The sequence below is a fragment of the Kosakonia sp. 1610 genome, assembly GCF_050435845.1.
Lineage (GTDB): Bacteria > Pseudomonadota > Gammaproteobacteria > Enterobacterales > Enterobacteriaceae > Kosakonia > Kosakonia cowanii.
In genome coordinates this window covers 1-19,967 of the sequence record NZ_JBNDKZ010000017.1, presented here as the reverse complement: position 1 = coordinate 19,967, position 19,967 = coordinate 1, and the positions used below count along the sequence as shown (strand labels likewise).

At 53.3% G+C, this 19,967-nt stretch carries 15 protein-coding genes and 1 pseudogene; 9 read left to right on the top strand and 7 right to left on the bottom strand.

Annotated elements, in window-relative coordinates:
* Nucleotides 1-21: 21 nt before the first annotated feature.
* Nucleotides 22-630 (top strand): DUF1349 domain-containing protein, encoded by a 609-nt coding sequence (locus ABIC80_RS23720; RefSeq protein ID WP_396461461.1) that lies wholly within the window; start codon nucleotides 22-24, stop codon nucleotides 628-630.
* Nucleotides 631-671: 41 nt separating this feature from the next.
* Here the strand turns inward: ABIC80_RS23720 and ABIC80_RS23715 are convergent, their stop codons facing one another.
* Complete coding sequence (locus ABIC80_RS23715; protein WP_200580842.1) at nucleotides 672-2,636, bottom strand: methyl-accepting chemotaxis protein; 1,965 nt, start codon at nucleotides 2,634-2,636, stop codon at nucleotides 672-674.
* A gap of 464 nt (nucleotides 2,637-3,100) precedes the next feature.
* Between ABIC80_RS23715 and ABIC80_RS23710 the strand changes: the two genes are divergently transcribed.
* The 3 genes from ABIC80_RS23710 to mmuM all read left to right on the top strand — a co-directional run bounded on the left by ABIC80_RS23710 (nucleotide 3,101) and on the right by mmuM (nucleotide 6,191).
* A complete protein-coding gene (locus ABIC80_RS23710) occupies nucleotides 3,101-3,739 on the top strand; it encodes a hypothetical protein (RefSeq protein ID WP_429178789.1) in 639 nt (212 codons plus the stop codon).
* Nucleotides 3,740-3,859: 120 nt separating this feature from the next.
* Complete coding sequence (gene mmuP, locus ABIC80_RS23705) at nucleotides 3,860-5,266, top strand: S-methylmethionine permease (RefSeq protein WP_429178787.1); 1,407 nt, start codon at nucleotides 3,860-3,862, stop codon at nucleotides 5,264-5,266.
* Nucleotides 5,253-6,191, top strand: a complete 939-nt coding sequence (mmuM, locus tag ABIC80_RS23700; RefSeq protein WP_429178785.1) for a homocysteine S-methyltransferase — start codon at nucleotides 5,253-5,255, stop codon at nucleotides 6,189-6,191. Before mmuP ends, mmuM begins: the two co-directional genes overlap by 14 nt.
* 16 nt (nucleotides 6,192-6,207) lie before the next feature.
* Here the strand turns inward: mmuM and ABIC80_RS23695 are convergent, their stop codons facing one another.
* From ABIC80_RS23695 to ABIC80_RS23670, 6 genes are all read right to left on the bottom strand, one after another.
* Complete coding sequence (locus tag ABIC80_RS23695; RefSeq protein WP_429178783.1) at nucleotides 6,208-6,822, bottom strand: hypothetical protein; 615 nt, start codon at nucleotides 6,820-6,822, stop codon at nucleotides 6,208-6,210.
* Between the two features lie 89 nt (nucleotides 6,823-6,911).
* Entirely contained in the window at nucleotides 6,912-7,346 is a 435-nt protein-coding gene (locus tag ABIC80_RS23690; protein ID WP_429178782.1) for a hypothetical protein, read from the bottom strand.
* A gap of 66 nt (nucleotides 7,347-7,412) precedes the next feature.
* Complete coding sequence (locus ABIC80_RS23685; RefSeq protein WP_429178780.1) at nucleotides 7,413-7,820, bottom strand: hypothetical protein; 408 nt, start codon at nucleotides 7,818-7,820, stop codon at nucleotides 7,413-7,415.
* Nucleotides 7,821-7,866: 46 nt separating this feature from the next.
* Nucleotides 7,867-8,115, bottom strand: a complete 249-nt coding sequence (locus ABIC80_RS23680) for a DUF7660 family protein (RefSeq protein WP_429178778.1) — start codon at nucleotides 8,113-8,115, stop codon at nucleotides 7,867-7,869.
* A 444-nt stretch (nucleotides 8,116-8,559) separates the two neighbouring features.
* Nucleotides 8,560-10,098 carry a methyl-accepting chemotaxis protein gene (locus ABIC80_RS23675; protein WP_429178776.1) on the bottom strand — a complete coding sequence of 513 codons (1,539 nt, stop codon included), beginning with the start codon at nucleotides 10,096-10,098 and terminating at the stop codon, nucleotides 8,560-8,562.
* A gap of 637 nt (nucleotides 10,099-10,735) precedes the next feature.
* Complete coding sequence (locus ABIC80_RS23670) at nucleotides 10,736-11,638, bottom strand: LysR family transcriptional regulator (RefSeq protein ID WP_429178774.1); 903 nt, start codon at nucleotides 11,636-11,638, stop codon at nucleotides 10,736-10,738.
* A gap of 135 nt (nucleotides 11,639-11,773) precedes the next feature.
* On the opposite strand from ABIC80_RS23670, the gene ABIC80_RS23665 reads away from it, so the two are divergent.
* From ABIC80_RS23665 to ABIC80_RS23645, 5 genes and pseudogenes are all read left to right on the top strand, one after another.
* The gene (locus tag ABIC80_RS23665) at nucleotides 11,774-12,715 is read left to right on the top strand and encodes an amidohydrolase family protein (RefSeq protein WP_429178772.1); all 942 of its coding nucleotides are present in this window, start codon (nucleotides 11,774-11,776) and stop codon (nucleotides 12,713-12,715) included.
* A gap of 640 nt (nucleotides 12,716-13,355) precedes the next feature.
* Nucleotides 13,356-13,736: pseudogene (locus ABIC80_RS23660) on the top strand (Fic/DOC family protein); the annotation flags it as partial.
* Nucleotides 13,737-14,399: 663 nt separating this feature from the next.
* Nucleotides 14,400-16,328 (top strand): type VI secretion system Vgr family protein, encoded by a 1,929-nt coding sequence (locus tag ABIC80_RS23655; RefSeq protein ID WP_429178770.1) that lies wholly within the window; start codon nucleotides 14,400-14,402, stop codon nucleotides 16,326-16,328.
* Nucleotides 16,325-16,756: a DcrB-related protein gene (locus ABIC80_RS23650; RefSeq protein WP_128482842.1), complete on the top strand. Its 432-nt coding sequence runs from the start codon at nucleotides 16,325-16,327 to the stop codon at nucleotides 16,754-16,756. Before ABIC80_RS23655 ends, ABIC80_RS23650 begins: the two co-directional genes overlap by 4 nt.
* A 2-nt stretch (nucleotides 16,757-16,758) precedes the next feature.
* The coding region (locus ABIC80_RS23645; protein WP_429178768.1) for a DUF6531 domain-containing protein at nucleotides 16,759-19,967 on the top strand (3,209 nt) is incomplete at its 3' end.

Here is a 19,967-nt window from a genome sequence, read left to right as displayed (position 1 = left end):
CGTTTTTCCTTGTAAACATTGATGAGGTTGCCTGTGACACCGATTGAGAGCTTCACGTCAGAACAGGGTTTGTGGATCAATAAACCGGCCCACGTTACGCAGAGCGATGAGCAGTTGCTGATGCGCACCGGGGCGAATACCGATTTTTGGGTCAAGACCTGGTACGGCTTTGAACGCCACTCCGGCCATGCCTTTGGTTTTATGCTGGAGGGGGAGTTCACCCTTGAAGTGAAGATCGCCGCCGCGTTTGAACAGCTCTACGACCAGGCAGGGATTTTTATTGAGGCGTCGGAGACGCAGTGGGTGAAAAGCGGCATTGAGTATAACGATGGCGCGCCCGCCATTGGCTGTGTGGTGACGCAGGGGCAATCTGACTGGTCAACCGGCGTCTTCCCCGGCGATGCGCGTGAGTTCTGGATGCGCGCGACCCTTGAGAAGCAGGCGTTACGCCTGCAATACTCCACCGACGGTAAAACGTGGCCGCTGCTGCGGCTCTTTCCGTGGCAGGACAGTGGTCAGCGCTTTGTTGGTGTAATGTGCTGCTCGCCGGAAAGAGAGGGGCTGGATGTGCGCTTCGAACAGTTGCGCATCACCCGCCCGCTCGGCAAAGCACTGCATGATTTGAGCTGACCCCAGGCGGCCTGCGCCGCCGGAGGTCTACACTCAATGCTTTAACGACCCGTCGAGAGGGTTTGCAGCACTTTCAGCTGGGCAACCGCTTCCTGCATCGCATCCATCCCGGCGGTCAGGGTGCGCAGGTTGCTCAGTTGCTTCGCAATGTTTTCCCGCTCCTGGCGCGTCTGCTGGCTCATCTCAGCGATGGCGTTAGCGGCAAGAATACTCCGCTCCGCCATATCGGTTGCCGTCTCCACCGTATTGCTGGCCACTTCGCGGATATGCGAGATGGTGTTGACCGCGTCGCTGATATTGCTCGCCGTCGCTTCTGCCTGCTCTTTTGAGGAGTGCGCCAGACGGCGAACTTCCCCTGCTACCACCGCAAAACCGCGTCCCGCATCGCCCGCGCGCGCTGCTTCTACCGCCGCGTTGAGCGCAAGAATATTGGTCTGGAAGGCGATATTGCTGATGCCGTGGGTGATCACGCCGATGCCGTTGGAGATCTGCTCCAGCGAATCCAGCCCTTCGCCAAGACGCCCTTGCGCCCGCTGGCTTTCGGTGGCGATATCGCTGATGCCGCGAATGCTGCTTTCCGCCATGACCAGCGCTTCGCTCTGGCTCTGGGTCGCAGCTTCCAGCGCCGGCAGCGCCTGCACAATTGGCGCCAGCTCCTGCTGATAGCTCACCACGCGATCCAGCACGCGGGTCTGAATGCTGTTCAGCGCTTCCCAGCGGCGCAGCGCGCGCTGGGCGTAGTGCGCGGCATAACCGGCGTACTCCACCGGGAACTGGGTCATCGCTTTCACATCATGGTTAAAGAAGACCAGCGCGGAGAGGGTCTGGTTAATTGGCACGCCGAGGATTTCGCCAAAGCTGGAGAAGCCCGCCGCCGGAATGCCTTTAAAGAAGTGGGCATCGTGCAGCTGGTCGCTGTTGCCCATACGCCGCAAAATACAGTCATTCATCATGATGGCGGCAGGCTTGCCTTTGCCAGCGATAAAGGTTTGCCAGTCGCGCAGCGTCGCCTGTTTAAAGTCGGTCTCCTGCATCAGGAACAGCCGATCGCCAAACTCCAGATCGCAGAAGAAGTGCACCATGCCGTGCTCGATCTTCGCCACCGAGCGGATGAAGTACTCCTCACCCACTTTCACGCCGAAGGTCAGCCCTTTCAGGCGCTCGCTCAGCTGCGACTCTTTGCATTTCAGATGGTCGGCCAGCGCCTCGGTAAAGGCCTTCTGCTGGCCCTGACGATCAAAGACCGAAGTTACCGTGCGGGCAATCGGGTCGGCGTCAGCAATCAACCAACTCTGATCCAGCGGGGTAAAGTTCTGGCTCTTGAAGGGCGAGAAGGATTTGCCTTCTGCCATGCGGCAGAAAACAACCACCGCTTTGCCTTGTAAGATGCGGTCGCCAACGCCAATCCACGTGCCGTCAAAGGTCGCGCGTCCGCCTGCGGAGCCGCCAATCGCCAGGCACGGGAAGAGGCCGCTGTTATACCAGGCCTGCATGAAGAAACCTTCCGAGGCGGAGAGCCCGTCGCAGTAAATCATCGCGAAAGTGCGTTCAGCGGAGAGCGCCATGCGCGGTTTAATGGTGTTTAATTCGCGCTGAATGGCGCTAATACGCTGCGAAGCAGTCTGGGTGTCGTGCAGATGGAGATCGACAATGTGCGTCTCGTGCTCGGCGATAAGGCTATCCGGCAGCAGCAGGAAACTCCCCTCTTGTCCGTCGCCCGCACAGTAGGTTGTCTGGCGACCGCTGGCGCTCAGTGCACCATAAGAAGAGAGCGTAATCACCGTCAGATCGGCAGAGGTGAAACGCTGCCACGCCTGGCTAACGCGGTGAAAATCTGCTTCGGGCGGGACGAAGGTCAATAAAATACCGGATGAGCGCGCGCTAAGACCCGCAGCCGAAAGTGAGGTCGGTAAATCCCGGCAGTCGAAAATGCCGTTGGCAGGCTGAGCGCCACCCGCCAGACGGGAACCCAACAAACCGCGATACAGTGATCTTACGAAAGCCATAGTACTGTTTTCCTTAAAATAAAAAATTGCGCCTGAAAATGCGCTTGCAGAGATTGTTAAAGGAGGGCTAAAAGCAGATCCGTTCGCGATCAGAACTCGTTAAAAAAAGATAAGCGCGCCCCTGCGTGATTGAGGGTGACGCAAAGGCGTTATCGTCAATTTGCGCTAAAGCTTCACTAATCGCTGCAATAGATAAAAGTATTCCGCACAAAACAGGTTACGAGTGAAGCAGATAGCGTTTAACTATTTTTTGCGGCGCTGGTTTTAATACTTTTTTAAGTGCAGGGGTTATTCCCGGACGGCCAGAAATATAACCCTCCTTTATTATGTGCCTTTCAAATCCTAATAAGATGATGCGCAAACCACCCATTTCCGGTGGGCTTTCGCCGCAGCGGTTTAATTCCCCCAACGAAGCGGATAGGATGGGCGCCACACTTTTTTTGTCACTATTATAGGGATCGTTCGTGCATTACGATTACAACGGCAACAGCCATCTCAGCGAGTTTGAGCGCGATGAAGCCAACCGAAGAATAGCCGCGCAAAACCCCTATGGCGCAGCGTCAGGTCCGGCGGCGGTAAGTATAGTCATGATTGCATTCATTGCTGTTTTTTCGCTATTTGCCCTGCTTTTCTTTGCTACTAAAGCTTTTCTTACGCGCGGTGCGCCGAAATTATGGCCAGGTTCTTTCGCACGGGCGCTGAAATTATTTCTGCTGTATGAGGTAATTCTTTACGCTTTCGATTTTGCGAGCACTTACTGGTATTTTTTTATTCAGTCTGTAGCGGCACAACTCTCCGTTCCGCATCTCCTTTCGTGGTTTACCTCCGCCGAATTCTGGCTCTATCAGGTAATACATACACAATTGCTCTACACCATTAATATGGATGAGCTGGCAATACACTATTTAACCCGGCTCTGTCTGAATACGCTGTCGATCGTTGTCTGGTTATTAGTGGCTAAAACGCTGGCCACCTATCTTCCCCATCTGACGTGGTTCCGCTTTACGGATGCCACCGGTCAGCGCATCGCCTGGCTGCGGGTGATGAAAGTCCATCTGCTGACGTCACTGCTCTGCTGGAGCGTGGTGTTCTTCTTTAACTAACCCCGGCCAGAGAGTGCGCAGTTAAGCGCCCCTGCCCGCTGCGAGACTGGCTTTTTGTTAACAATCACGTTATAAACCCTGAACGCAGATGTTTAGACGTCCATACGTTTAGAGGGTTGTATGCAAAATCAGCAGGATCAGGCGCAGGGGCAGCTTAAGCGCACCATGAAGACCCGCCACTTAATTATGCTGTCGCTGGGCGGCGTGATTGGCACCGGGTTGTTCTTTAATACCGGCTATATCATCTCTACTACCGGCGCGGCCGGCACGCTGCTGGCTTATCTGATTGGCGCGCTGGTGGTCTGGCTGGTGATGCAGTGCCTCGGCGAACTCTCCGTGGCAATGCCGGTGACCGGCGCGTTTCATGTCTATGCCGCGCGCTACCTCGGCCCGGCAACCGGTTATACCGTGGCCTGGCTCTACTGGCTCACCTGGACCGTAGCACTCGGTTCGAGCTTTACCGCCGCCGGGTTCTGCATGCAGTACTGGTTCCCGCATGTTCCGGTCTGGATATGGTGCGTCATCTTCTGCGTGGCGATTTTCGCCCTTAACGTGGTCTCAACGCGCTTTTTCGCCGAAGGTGAATTCTGGTTCTCGCTGGTGAAGGTGATCACCATCATTGCCTTTATTCTGCTTGGCGGCGCGGCGATCTTTGGCTTTATCCCGATGCAGGATGGTTCCCCCTCGCCAGGGCTTGCCAATATCACCGCCGAAGGGTGGTTCCCTCACGGCGGCCTGCCGATTTTGATGACCATGGTAGCGGTGAACTTTGCCTTCTCCGGTACAGAACTGATTGGCATTGCCGCAGGCGAAACCCAGAACCCGCAGCAGGTGATCCCGGTCGCCATTCGCGCCACTATCGTGCGCTTGATCCTCTTTTTTATCGGCACCGTGTTTGTGCTGGCGGCGCTGATCCCGATGCAGCAGGCGGGCGTGGAGAAGAGCCCCTTCGTAGTGGTGTTTGAGAAGATTGGCATTCCTTATGCTGCCGATATATTTAACTTTGTCATCCTGACAGCGATCCTCTCGGCGGCTAACTCGGGGCTGTATGCGTCCGGGCGCATGCTGTGGTCGCTCTCGAATGAGAAGACGCTGCCGCGCTGCTTTATGCGCGTCACCAAAAACGGCGTGCCGCTGACGGCGCTCTCCGTCTCTATGCTGGGTGGAGTGCTGGCGCTGCTTTCAAGCGTTATCGCCCCGGATACGGTGTTTGTCGCGCTGTCGGCGATTTCCGGTTTCGCCGTGGTTGCCGTGTGGCTCAGCATCTGCGCGGCGCACTTTGTCTTTCGCCGCCGCCATTTGCAGTCCGGCAAGTCGCTTGCGGATCTGCACTACCGCGCGCCGTGGTACCCGCTGGTGCCGATCGCCGGTTTCCTGCTCTGCCTGCTGGCGTGTGTTGGCCTGGCGTTCGATCCCGATCAGCGCATTGCGCTCTACTGCGGGCTGCCGTTTGTGGCCCTGTGCTATGGTGCTTACTGGCTGACCCATCATGAAAAAGCGAAGGAGAGTGAACATGTCGCGCCCTAATCCCCTGAATGCGCTGCTGGAGAAGCAGCCCTTTATTGTGCTCGACGGCGCGATGGCAACGGAGCTGGAAGCGCGCGGCTGTAACCTTGCCGATAACCTCTGGTCTGCGAAAGTGCTGATGGACGCGCCGGAACTGATCCGCGATGTGCATCTCGACTATTTCCGCGCCGGTGCGCAGATCGCGATTACCGCCAGCTACCAGGCAACGCCGCTCGGCTTTGCCGCTCGCGGCCTGGATGAGACCCAGTCGCGGGCGCTGATTAGCAAAAGCGTCGAGCTGGCGCAGGCGGCACGTGATGCCGCGCTGGCGGAAAATCCGCACGCCGGGCCGCTGCTGGTGGCCGGGTCCGTTGGGCCATATGGCGCGTATCTGGCGGATGGGTCGGAGTATCGCGGCGATTATCAGCGCACCGCTGACGAGTTTACGGATTTCCACCGCCCGCGCATTGAGGCGCTGTTAGCCGCGGGAGCCGATCTGCTGGCCTGCGAAACACTCCCCTCTTTTGCCGAGATAAAAGCCCTCGCCGCGCTGTTGCAGGCGTGGCCGGATGCGCGGGCGTGGTTCTCATTTACCCTGCGCGACGCCCAACATTTAAGCGACGGCACGCCGCTCGCAGAGGTGGTGAAAGTGGTGGAAACGACGCCGCAGATTGTTGCACTCGGCATTAACTGCATCGCGCTTGCTAACACCAATGATGCGCTGGAGCATCTGCACAGCCTGAGCGCGCTGCCGTTGGTGGTCTACCCTAATTCGGGCGAAACCTACGACGCGGTAAGCAAAAGCTGGCATGCGCATGGTTCTGCCTGCGACACGCTGGCCGGGCATCTACCCGCGTGGCTGGCCTCGGGCGCAAAACTGATTGGCGGCTGCTGTCGCACTACGCCTGCGGATATCGCCGCCCTGCACCGCTGCTGCACAAAATAGTTATTCGCTGCGGCGGCTAGCGTGAACGCCAGCGTTGATGTCCCCAGCTCAGCGCGCCGTTAACGATAATCCTGCCGCCGCAGGCCGGATAGCCCGGCGGGTCGACCGAGACGTTGCGCATTGAAGGGAAGATATCGAAGCGCTGGAATAGGGCCGCCAGCCGTTGATGCTGCGGATTAAGCTCCGGCAGCGAAAACCACACCAGCTCGCCAAGCGAGCGCTCAAGCCACTCCTCAACCTCCCCCTCTTCGCTGGCGGGGTTGTTCAGCGCCGGGCTTTGCGCCATCGCCTGGAATCGCGCATAGTGACCGATGCGCCAGCCGCAAAACTCCAGCGTTTCGCCAGCGTAATAGAGCTCGTCGACATATTCGCTCTCGTCGCGGCTTAAGGTCTCCGCTTGCGCCTCGGTCAGGCTATCCAACAGGAAGCGCGCGGCAAGCGTCGGCAAGTGATGCACCACCAGCCCCGGATGCTCGCCACTGCCGCCACCCAGCACCAGGTTTTGCGGCGTGGCACTGAAGTCATACGCTCCCCAGCCGCCGTCGCCTTCGATAGTTTCCAGCGGGTGGTAGATAGGCAGATAGCCAAGGGTGCCGATTATTTCGTGGTCAAAGCCATCGATGTAGCTCATAGAGATCCTTGTGCATAATCGTTTTCATTAAATAAATTCAGGGCTCATGCTATGAATTATTGCCGACAATGTCATGACCGCCACAATATTTATTCTGTTGTTATTAATACGAGTTGGTCTGCTGAGTCATAGCAAAGAATGTTTTTATCATTTGGCACAATAACGCCATTATTTTGTGAGCTCCAAAACATATAGTTCCAACCGGGTATCCCCCAGTATGCTGTATCGATATTTTTCAAGGCAAAATCAGCGCTACATATCACGCAAGGTTGCTTCTGTGAATACCAAAAAGCAATGTGCTCACCTTCAACGGCCCCGGCAGTAGTTATCCATTTTTTTACTTTCTCACTTTCTAAATCACCATCGTCATCAGAGAGTGAACATAGTGAAGTGCTTATTAGATTTAGCTGGCTAAAATCAATATGACCAGCCGCCCAGGGAAGAGACTCAAGGATTTTAGAAAACGCCATTGATAAAGAATCGTGACTAACTATTGCGCCAAGATTCTTCCACTCGTTTAACACAGTCTGTTCTATAAACCTCATAGGGCTCACTCTCAGCGTTGCAATTTATAATTATAAAATCTGACATTATTCAATAGGCACTAAAAATTCGAAGACAGGGTCTTCCTGGGTTGCCAGAATGTAGTCAGGATGAGGATTTTCAACGACAGGGATAATCAATAAAGGAATAATAAGGTCATGCCGCTTTATCTGCTCAGCAATCCATGCCAGTAAATCTTCTTTATGAGTGACTACAACATTACCAGTAAAAAAAATAACTTTACCTTTACGACGAGGCTCATTATTCATCACAAGATATTTTTCATGTATGAGTACTTTATTCACATCGGTAAAGTGAAGGGTACATTTATATTTATAATTTTTCATAACATGATAATGCCGGAGGAAATTCTCTTTTGCTTCCTTTGGTTCTAATGTTTTGATTTTATTAAGCCTTGAAAAATCATACTCCATATATCCAAAATTATCACTCATGCTCCTTCCCCCGTCGATATCAACCAAACACACACAAAATCAGTACCTATTCATATACCCTGGCAGCCATAAGCATATCGTAGAGAACCTTCCAGTTTATGTCTAACGGAACCTCTTGTTTCGTATTGATATAATACTGTTCCATGTCTTCGACCCACCCCTGTAGCGCATCCAAAAAAGAGGGAAGATCCCGGTTAGCCCACTCTTCTGGACATGATTTGAGATCCTGGTTGTATAACGTAAGAAAAGCCAGAGAATCTGCTTTTGATTTTATTTCTTTATCGTAAGGGATCATTTTGCTCTCCTGATTTCTATATAAGCGATAGCGGTGGCTGATCACATTCCATGATCTTCCCTTACCGTAGTGACTCATTATTAATGACGCAGAGAACAAACTCTTTTTTATGAAGATCCATAACGTCCCCTAAATGCGCACTTTCATTAGCCTGCAAAAGATCGCTTTTGGAACAGAACGCCTTAGTAATGAGTGAGCGAATGATATCACTTCTGGTCACGACAAACTGCCAATGTCTGTTGCCTGGATGGATGCAAACCAGGAGGGTGCAGATCAAAAAGAGCAGGCAAAAAAAAGCCGTTCCTTGGGGAGGGAACGGCAAATACACATCACGGTCAAAGTGAAACCATACATCATTCAGTTTCTATAAGTTTTACAGAGTAACTATTAAATGTTTTCAAGTGTAAGAGAGTGAAACTCCCTTGCGTCACAATCGCCGCTGACTCAACTGGCCGTGCGTTCCAGTTTGAAGACGCTGACCAGATCTTTCATCACTCGCGCCTGCTCATTAAGCATCTCTGAGGCAGCAACGGACTCTTCAACCAGCGAGGCGTTTTGCTGAGTGGTGGTATCAATCTGCCCGATAGCAATGTTGATTTGCTGAACGCCGTCGCTCTGTTCGAGGCTTGCACGCTCGATCTCTTTTAAAATTTCCGAAACGTTATCAACGTTCAGCACCATTTCATCCATCTTACTGTTTACCTGACGCACCATCTCCAGCCCGCGGTTGCTCTGCTGCGTCGAGTTCTCTATCAGCGTGCGGATATCTTTTGATGAATTCGCCGTTTTTTGCGCGAGGTTACGCACTTCCTGCGCCACGACGGCGAATCCTTTGCCATGTTCGCCAGCGCGGGCCGCTTCCACAGCGGCATTAAGCGCGAGGATATTGGTCTGGAAGGCAATCGAGTCAATCAGGTTGATGATGTCTGACATCTTATCGGCTGAACTGCTGATGTTATGGATCTCCTCGGTGAGTGAGGTCATCAGCCTGCCATTATCTTTAGCGGCATGGCTTGCCCTTTCGGAGAGCTGCGAGGCGTTAGCGGTATTGTCGCCCGTGTTTTTAACCGTCGATGAAATCTGCTCCATCGAGGCAGCCGTCTGCTCAACCGAACTGGCCTGCTCTTCAGTACGCGCCGAGAGATCGCGCGTACCGGCCATGATCTGCGAAGCGCCGGTGGCGATGTTTTCCGCACCTGAACGGATCTCGACGACGATCTTTTTCAGTTCCTCCTGCATATTGATGATGGCGCTGGTTAACAGCCCGGTCTCATCTTTAGAAATGACAGTGATCTCATGGCCGAGATCGCCCCTGGCAATGCGCTGAGCGGCATCCACGACCTGGCGAATCGGGTTAACAATATTCTTTGCCATCACCATTGCGGTGGTTACGCCAAAGGCAAGGCTAATAAGCGAGATGATTAACATGATGAGCTTACTTTGGCTGTAGTCAGCCAGGAAATCGTCATAGGAAACCTGCATCTCATTGCGTTGCAGCTTAATAAATTCGCTAATTTTGCTGATGTACTGCGTCGTGTAATCGCGCGTTCTGGCATTGTACTCATCAATGGCCGCATCGGGATTTGATTCAATAATCTCAATCACTTTGCTACGCGACTGAATATACGTGGCACGAGCCTGCTTAATTTGCTCAAGCATCAATTGCGATTGTTCATCATCCGCTGCTTTGCTCAACTCGGTATACAATGCGCTTATTTTATGAGATTCATCCGTCAGCTGTTTAACCATATTTCTTTTATTTGCCAGATCTTTTTCAAGCAGCGCGTTAAGCAGTAAAGCACTGGTGTTATTAACCTGGCGTATCAGATCGTTTGCCAGCGCGGTTGTCGGGTAGACCTCCGTAACAATCTCGGTGATATTCCCTTTTGCTTCACTGAGACGATAAAGCGCATTACCGGAAATTAAAGCAAGTAATAACAACAATACGCCAAAAGAGATCATGATTTTATTTCTGATACTCATGCCTGTTGTTTTGACTGTGTGCGAATCATTTCTCATATTATTCCCTTAGTAAGTTTGCGGATATACCATTCGAATGAAAGAACGGCACAGGTTATATCGGCGTACAGGAAAGAGAGTTTATAAATTGATCGTTAAAAACTGTCTAAACGTGACATTCAATAGGCATTAGCTATGGATAATTTAATATTGAAACGCTATTTCTAACTATAAATCTGCTTCTTCATTTTTTTTAACGTTAATAGTCGGTGTCAGTTAAAAATGGTGACGGAGAGAAGACTTTCGTTTGTAAAAAATTCGTAAGTCACTGAAAATAAAGAGTCAAAATCACATAATAAACACAATGTAAAGCGTTAACTTATTTTTTACCGACCCGAAAGGATAAAAGCGTAAATAATTTATTACGCATTTCATATTTTATAACTAAATTTTTTATAGATTGTCACAATAGAAAACGACCTTAATCAGCCGTTAATCAATAAATTATTTCATAACGATCATTAATATTGAACCGCATCACGCAGAATGGGTCAACTAGAAATGAGAGGGCGCAGAATAATGCGGTCTTATTCCCGAGATCCCTTACTCCTCAACAATCAGCATTGCAGAACAGGATCTTTAATAGCATTTAGATAATCTGTTAATTCTCATTAAGAAAAGAAACATCCATATCTGACGCGACCCGTAAAAATGAATTCACCACGGGATTGGATTCATTTTTTCTATAAAACAGTTCCATTGTCATTCGGTCCGGAAAATCAAGTATTTCACGGTATGTCATCCCGGCCATTTTCATATTGACTAATGTACATGGCAATAATGCCAGACCATATCCTGCAGCAGTTAACGTCAGAGTGGCTATTGTGTTTTTAGCCTGATGTGAGATTACAGGAGTCGCACCCAGCAATCGTTGTAAAATACTAATTTGTACACTATCGTTTCTTTTGTCGCTATATACGACAAATGCCTGATCTTTTAGCTGCTCACGTGAAATATATTTATTCGCCGCCAAAGGATGGTCTTTTCTCATCCCTACTAACCAGTGCCATGACATAAGCTTTTGTGCTACCAAATGCTCAGACAAATCATTATTAAAATCTGTCGCGAATGATATATCAAGTTCTTCATTTAGAATGGCTTCACAAATTTCCCACGGGGACATTTCTTCTAAATAAACTTCCACATCAGGATAATGTAAGCGGTATTGAAAGAGATAATGCGACAACATGCCGCTAAGTGCTGCATTACCAACGTAGCCGATACGGATCACGCCGATCAATCCTTTCCCTGCCCTTTGAGCCAGTTCTACAGCAGAGTCAGCCTGCCTTAGCGTTTTTAGGGCTTCATGATAAAACAATTCACCTGCTTTCGTTAAAGAGAGCCGCCGGCTGTTCCTGATTAATAAAGTGGTACCAATAAGTTCTTCAAGTGCCTGTATTTGTTTGGTTAATGCAGGCTGTACAATATGCAATCTCTCAGCCGCTTTACCAAAGTGTTTCTCTTCGACCAGCGCAACGTAATAGCGTAAGTGACGGAGTTCCATGCCTTTTCTCCACATACCAAACGATTACTTAAAGTTATCGTTTGATGATATCAATCTATTTGAGTGATTAAAATGTCACTCTTAATATATTCCAATACGCAGTTCATTTTCCTCCTGACGTAAAAGGTAAATAGTATGACCTGTTCAAATCGTATTGATGTTCATCAGCACGTGGTCCCTCCTTTCTGGGCCGGTGAGCTGGCTAAACATGGCGGAGATCCATCCGGATGGAAAAGCCCAGTCTGGACACCAGAGGATGCTATTAATTTTATGGACGATAATCAGATCGCTACAGGTATTCTCTCTCTTACTGCCCCCAGTATTACTGGATGGCACGGTAAGAGCATGATTGATATGGCCAGAAAGGTTAATGAATATACTGCTGATCTGGTGCAGAAAATGCCTGGACGCTTTGGTAATTTTATAACCTTACCATTGCCGGATATTGATGCCTCGCTGTCTGAAATTAATTATGCCTATGAGCATTTAGATGCTGATGGTGTGGTGCTGATGACTAACTATCAGGGAATATATTTAGGAGACGAGCGTTTCAGCTCTGTATGGGATGAATTAAATCGTCGTTCTGCTGTTGTCTTTATCCACCCGGCCAAACCACCGATGGCATCAATACCAGGTATTCCTGGCCCGGTAATTGATTATCCGATGGACACCACCCGGACAGCGATACATATGGTTGTAGAAGGTGTAATGAAGCGTTGTCAAAACATCAACGTGATCCTTTCTCATGCAGGAGGATTTTTGCCTTACGCTTCATATCGATTTGCTGAGTTATTACCCGGCCTGCACCCTACGCTCAGCAAAGATGAGATGCTCGGGGAGATGAAAAAGTTTTACTTCGACACTGCGTTGTCCAGTAGTCACGTCGCGTTGAAAAGTCTGCTGGCCTTTGCAGAGCCGGGACATATCCTTTACGGTAGCGACTTTCCTTATGCGCCTGTGTCCGTCAGTACTTCATTCGCCCATCAGCTGGATAATTATGAAGACTATACGGGGGATCAGTTAAGAGAAATTAATTATCTCAACGGGCTTAAACTCTTCCCCCGTTTAATGAAATAAATAGCTCACTTCCGCAAAATCCAGCGACTGGGCGTGGTTACGGCTTTTTAATAATCGCAACGCTTCGTTTGCTGCCTACCAAGGACTAATCCAGGCGGCCAATGTTGACCTGAGGGAGCTTCTCCCTCAGCGGGCTATGTAACGGTAGAAAAAAGACTTAACTCCGGTTGTACCACAGGAGAAATGTAAACCACGATTTTCGCCGTTATCAGTTCTATCCTGATCATCTGGCTTTATCATTCCTGTCGCTTTCAATAACCGCTTCGCGCACGCTTGTTTTCCTGCCCCACAGAGTCCGTTATCATGCTCGCTACGCCTTCATGAACCGCGATGCAATTTCATGAGTTCCGGTGAGGAAAGTGATAAGCGATGAGAACAACAAACATCACTGACTCATTATTTTTCAAGAAGATGGACATCACTAACTGATGAGTACGACAGACAACCTCGACGCGCACACTCCAATGATGCATTGGTGTGTTAATGATGATTATTAACGGTTATTTACCATCAGATTATAAAAACTATATTTTAACCTACACTTTTGTAAAGATCTGATTTTATTGATATTTTTCGCCTTACTCATCCAGCGTTATAATCCCTCTGTTTTTCCATCCCTCTAATAACACAGGGCATCTCCATGAGCCGATATCATGTATCCAGCAGTGAAGGTCAGTATGAGAAAGGCTCTGGCGACCAAGTTTTGGCTAACAAGCTGGGGATCGCAACTTCTGATGAGATGGATGAGGCTGAACTTGTCCTGTTAGAACAACTCTATCAGTCTGTTTTTGAAGAACAGTTCCCAGAAGGGCAGTTCAGCGTAGTCATGCTAAAAAGCTGGCATCGCCACTGGTTAGGTAACATCTACGAGTGGGCTGGACAAGAAAGAGCGGTTAATATCAGCAAAGGCGGCTTTATGTTTGCGCCCTCAGCGCAGTTACCAAAACTGCTGAACGAATTTGATAACGAGTATCTGGCTCAATACAAGCCATGTAGCAGCATGGATGAAGAACAACTCATCTGACGGACGGCTTCTTCCTTAAATTCAAGTGTAAATCGTGGTGTGCCCATACGCTCCTCCTATGCTCAAACTATAGGGCAGGATCGTCTACCGGGGCGGGGTCAGTCCATTTATAACTGAGCTTTGTATCTAATACCGGGGGCAGCCCACCCTTAAGTAAATATTATCCTTTCATATAAAAGCGCTTTCTCAGCGCGGCCAGTAAAAGAAAATCCTTTTTCTTTCATGAATATTTCAGTGCGTTATTAGTGACGTCCGCCAAAAAAAATAGCCTGCTGTTCTCCGGAATTTATGCCAGCTATAAATACCTATCCGTACTGGAATCAGAATGATCTGTATATTCAGAATAATGGTAGTTTTCCGAGAAGTCTCTTATTGGTATATTTACACCCGCGCGCGCACATCGTTTTTATATGGCATTTATTGCCGCTTCGCTACCTGACATTTTCTGATAGGGCTTAACCTCTGCTGAGGCTTCGCCGGCGGTAGCCATATTATGAAATTTCAGTCCTGAAATATGATATTAACTAAAACTGCAATGAGTTTCTGCTGTTCTGCTGTGCGGCCGGAAGCGTGAAAGTATGCGTCATTTACTGCTGTGCTGTGATAGATGGATGTCTCCGGCTCTGGTTTGCAGCGCATAGACACATAGGGATGGAAGTTATGCTCAACCGAATCACCGTTCAGCTCCCGGTCGAGGGGCTACTTTTCTGGAAGCTTTCCGGGCGCGAGTCGCTGTCGGAGCCGTTCATGTTTACCCTGACGCTGCTTGGGACTGACGCGCGTACCGACCGCAGCGCGCTGTTGGGCCAGCCGGTGACGGTGACCATCCCGACTCAGGCCCTGATGACGCCGCGTTACCTCAACGGTAAGGTGACTCGAGTTGCGGTGAGCGCGGTGGAGATGTCGGGTACCCGCTATGCGGCCTACGAGCTGACGGTGGAGCCGGACCTGTGGCCGATGCAGCGTGACCGCAATCTGCGCATCTTCCAGGGGCAGACGGTGCCGCAGATAGTTAAGACGCTGCTCGGCGAGAGCCGGGTGAACGTAGAGGAGCGGCTGTCGGGCAGCTACCGAGTATGGGAGTACTGCGTGCAGTACCAGGAGAGTAGCCTGGACTTCATGAGCCGCTTGCTGGAACTGGAGGGCATCACTTATCACTTCCGCCATGAACAGGACCGCCACACGCTGGTGCTTACTGATGCCCCCGGTCAGTACAAGATTTTTCCCGGCTACGAGGCTATTCCGTACCACGTGACGCCATCAGGCGGTACAACGGATGAAGAGGGCATCAGCCAGTGGGCGCTGCAGGATAATGTGACACCGGGCATCTACAGCCTCGACGACTACGACTTCCGCAAGCCGAACGCGTGGCTCTTCCAGGCACGGCAGAACCCAAAATCGCCGCAGCCAGGGAGCATTGACGTCTATGACTGGCCGGGCCGGTTTGTGGAGCACGGTCACGGTGAGTTCTATGCCCGCATCCGCCAGGAGAGATGGCAGGTGGAGCACCGCCAGACGCGGGGCACAGCGACAGCGCTCGGCATCGCGCCGGGGCACACGTTCGTGCTTCGCAACGCCCCGTTCTTCGGTGACAACGGGGAATACCTTACCACGGCGGCGCAATACCACTTCGAGGAGAACCGCTACGCGAGCGGGGCGGACAGCAATACGGTGCACGAAACGCATTTTGAGGTGATACCGGCGGACGTGCCGTACCGCCCGGCGCAGAAGACGCCGTGGCCGCGCACGTACGGCCCACAGACGGCGAAGGTGGTGGGCCCGCAGGGCGAGAGCATCTGGACGGACAAATATGGCCGGGTGAAGGTGAAATTCCACTGGGACCGGCTCTCGAAGGGCGACGACACCAGCTCGAGCTGGGTGCGCGTGTCGAGCGCATGGGCGGGCCAGGGCTTCGGTGGTGTACAGATACCGCGCGTGGGTGACGAAGTGGTGGTGGACTTCATCAACGGCGACCCGGACCGCCCGCTGATAACGGGGCGCGTATACAACGAGGCGAGCATGCCGCCGTGGTCGCTGCCGGCGGCGGCGACGCAGATGGGTTTTTTAAGCCGCTCGAAGGACGGTTCGCCGGACAACGCTAACGCCCTGCGCTTCGAGGATAAAGCCGGTGCCGAGCAGGTGTGGCTGCAGGCCGAGCGCAACCTTGATACAAGCATCAAGAAAGACGAGACTCACAGCGTCGGCGGTTCGCAGTTGCTTTCCATCAAGCAGGACTACACCGGCAAAGTGGAAGGAAAACACGAGCACGCGATTCAGATGACCCGCAACGAGCTGGTCGGCGGCCAGTACGACATTAAAGGCCAGGGGACGGTGACTATCTCTTCCTCAACAGGCATCCGTCTGGTGACGGGCGATTCCGTGCTGGAGATGGGCTCGAACGGCCAGGTCAACCTTTACTGTACCAAGTTTGCGATCAATGCCAGCGGTACGGGGCAAATCAACACCGGCGGTACGCTCGATCTGAATCTCAAGGATCCGGACAAAGCGACAAACGTGGCGCCGACACCCGCAGATATTCAGAACGAAGTGGCAAAAACTTTTACCCCTGACGGAGAAGGGCAGGCATGAGCAACGTGAAATATACGCTATCAGAAGGGACGCTGACGCTGCCGGAAGCGGTGCAGGATCGCAGCATGACAATATTGTCACTACCGAAAGCGGGCGCGTCGCTGGTGCTGACCCGTGCATGGGACGTGAAGCCTGGCGACGAAGAGGCGTACCTGAAAAGCCAGGTCGCTAAAATCAAACGCGACATGAAGAAGTTTACCGGCGGAGAGGTGCAGGCCACCCAGGTCGGTGGCCGGCCCGCACAGGAAGTCGCCCTGCGTTTTGAAAACCACGGCGTAACGGTTCATGAACAGCTGGCGACCACGATGCTTGACGATCATCTACTGGTGATGGCCATGAGCCGCACCGCGTTGTTTGATGAAGACGCGCTGGCGTTATGGGAATCCATTAAAGCGGGTCTGGAGTTTATGCCAGGGGAAGGAGCATAAGCGTGTTCGAACCGTTAGCTGCCCGTTATCAGGATCCACTCATCCATAGCTCTCTGCTCGCCGACGTTGTCAGCGGTGTGGTCGAAGGGGCCATCTGTCTTGCCGCGTTTACCGCGGGTACGGCAATGATGACGACCGGGCTTGGCACGGTCGCGGGCGTTGCATTGATTGCCGTTGTCTTCACCAGCGGCGTCGCGGAGGAAGCAGGCGATATGGTCGGCCAGGGTGTCGATGCCGTGCTGGATTTCTTCGGCTGGCGTGGACCACCGGATGCCCTTATTACCAGTGGCTCGCACAACGTTCATATCATGGACCTCCCTGCCGCCCGTGCGGCGGGCACGGTCGATCATGATTATCTCAATACACCTATCCCGGAAGAGAGCTTTTCCGATAAAGCGAAAGCGTTTGCCATAAACACGGCCGTTACCATTCTCGAAGTGGCGCAGTTTACGCTGCACCCGGTTGATAATCTGGCGGCGGGAGCAAACGCGATTGCCAGCAGTGGCTGGCAGGGAGTGAAAAATTTTGCGGGCAGCGTCTGGGATAACTTAACCCAGCCGGTCGTGGCGGGGGCCAGCCCTTTTGCTAAAGAAGCGCCGCTGGATACCGTTGAGTGTACCAAAGGCCATACGGTTACTGGCGGTAACTTCCTGGCGGAAGGCTCGAAAAAGGTGCTGATCAACGGTCAGCCTGCTTGTCGTGACGGCGATCGCAGTACCTGCGAAGCAAAGATAAAAGTTAAAGAGAATACGCGCGTGCGCATCGGTGGCGAGAGCATTGTGGTGCGCGATATCCGCAGCGGTGAAAATTTCTGGGCGCGGCTTATTGGTAACGCCATCGGTAGCCTTGGGCCGGGAATTATTCGCAATCTCAGTAAAGGCCTGCTGAAGACCATTTTCAGCCGCCAGATACTCAAGGCGTTTTGCTGTCAGCTCGCCGGCGATCTCGGAATGGGACTAGCCACGCTCGGGATGATCCAGGCCGGGAAGGTTGGCAGTGAAGCGCGCCACACGCAGCACCCGGTGGATATCGCCAGCGGTGCGAAAATTCTTGCGGGCGAGGAAGACCGCGATTTCACGCTCGAAGATCGTATTCCGCTTATCTGGCAGCGCATCTACAACAGCCGTAATCTTGCGACCGGTATGCTCGGCACCGGCTGGCTGCTGCCGTTCGAGACCCGCTTCTTCCGCCTTGAGGACAATACATTTATCTGGCGTGATATGTCCGGTCGCGATCTGGGCTTTGGCGAGCTGAACCCCGGCGACGTGGTGGATTATCTCGAAGACGGTATCACGCTCTATTACACCGTGACCGGCACGCTGATGCTCCAGATGGCGAGCGGTGAATACCATGTCTACGAGCCCGACCCGACGAACCCCGGCGAATGGCGCCTGTTCCGCATCTACGATCGTCACGAGAACTGTCAGCACTACGCCTGGGACGAGCACGGCAAACTGGTGCGGATTTCCGGTGACAATGAATCGCTGGATGTCGAGCTTGCCTATGAGAAACAGCATGGCCGTCTCGCCAGCGTGCATCAGGTTTGCACAGGCGAGCGCCGCCTGCTGGTCACTTACGGCTATAACGAACACGGCCAGCTAACCGACGTGACCGACGCCGACGGCATCGTCACGCGCCGTTTCGGCTGGGACCGCGCCAGCGACATGATGGGCTGGCACAGCTTCTCCACTAACCTCAGCGTGCATTATCAGTGGCAGCCCGCCGCCGATGCGCCCAACTGGCGCGTGTGCAGTTATCAGGTGCTGGATGACCAGGATAACGTGCTGGAGCGCTGGCGCATCGATGCCGACGAGGCGAAACGCTGCGCGACAGTGAGTTGCGACGCGGGCTTCTCAACGCGCCATTGCTGGGATTTCCTCTACCGCATCACCGAGTTCACCGACCGCAACGGCGGCGTGTGGCGCTACGAGTGGGCGGGCTACGCCGAACTGCTGAAGGCGGCCATCACGCCGGACGGCAGCCGCTGGGTGTACGGCTACGATGAGCACGGCAACCTGACGGAAGTGCGCGACCCGCTCGGCAACAGCACGTTCACCACCTGGCACCCGGCTTTCGCGTTCCCGCTGAAGGAAGTGCTGCCGGACGGTGCCACCTGGCAGTATGAGTACAACGCGCGCGGCGACGTGGTTTCGCTCACTGACCCGAAAGGCGGCGTGACGCGCTTTGAGTGGAACGAGCAGGGCGACCTGGTGAAGCAGACGGACGCGCTGGAGAACACGCACCGTTTCTGGTGGAACGAGCGCGGGCAGCTGGTGCGCAACGAGGACTGCTCCGGCAACCAGAGCCACCGGCTGTACGACGCGGCGGGACGACCGCTGAGCGCCGGGGATGCCGAAGGCAACACCGACCGCTGGACGCTCACCGCGGCGGGGCGTCTGCGCACCTGGCGGCGGGCGGACGGCCGCGAGACGCACTACGAATATGACAACGCCGGGCTGCTGTGCGGGCAGGACGACGACGGGCTGCGCGAGCGCAAAGTCACGCGCAACGCCCGCGGGCAGGTGGTGAGCGCCGCCGACCCGGCGGGCCATCTCACGCACCTGCGTTACGACCGCCTGGGCCGCCTGACGACGCTGATTAACCCGAACAGCGAAAGCTGGCGGTTTGAGTATGACGCCACGGGGCGGCTGACGGGCCTGCGGGATTACGCGGGCCGCCTGACGGAGTACCGCCACGACGCGCTGGACCAGGTGACGGAGGTGATTCGCCATCCGCTGCCGGGCAGCCAGGAAGCGCCGCTGGTCACCGCGTTTGAGTATGATGTGCTGGGGCGCCTGACGGCGCGGGAAACCGCTGACCACCGCACCGAATACCGCCACGACACGCTGTCGCTGGAAATCCGCCGCGCCACCCGCGCCGAGTGGCGCAATGCGCTGCTGGAAGAGCGGGAGCCTGAGTGGGACGCGGTGCTCATCTTCACCCGCAACGCGGCCGGCGAGCTGGTGAGCGAGGAAAACCACGGCGGGAAGTTTGAGTACGAGTACGACGCGCTGGGCAACCTCAGCAGCACGCGGTTCCCGGACGGGCGCGAGCTGGCCAGCCTTCGCTACGGCACCGGGCACCTGCTGGAGATGCAGCTGCGTCACGGTGGGGCGACGCACACGCTGGCGGCTTACGGTCGCGACCGCCTGCACCGGGAAACCTCCCGCAGCCAGGGCGTGCTCTCGCAGGAGACCCGTTACGACACCGC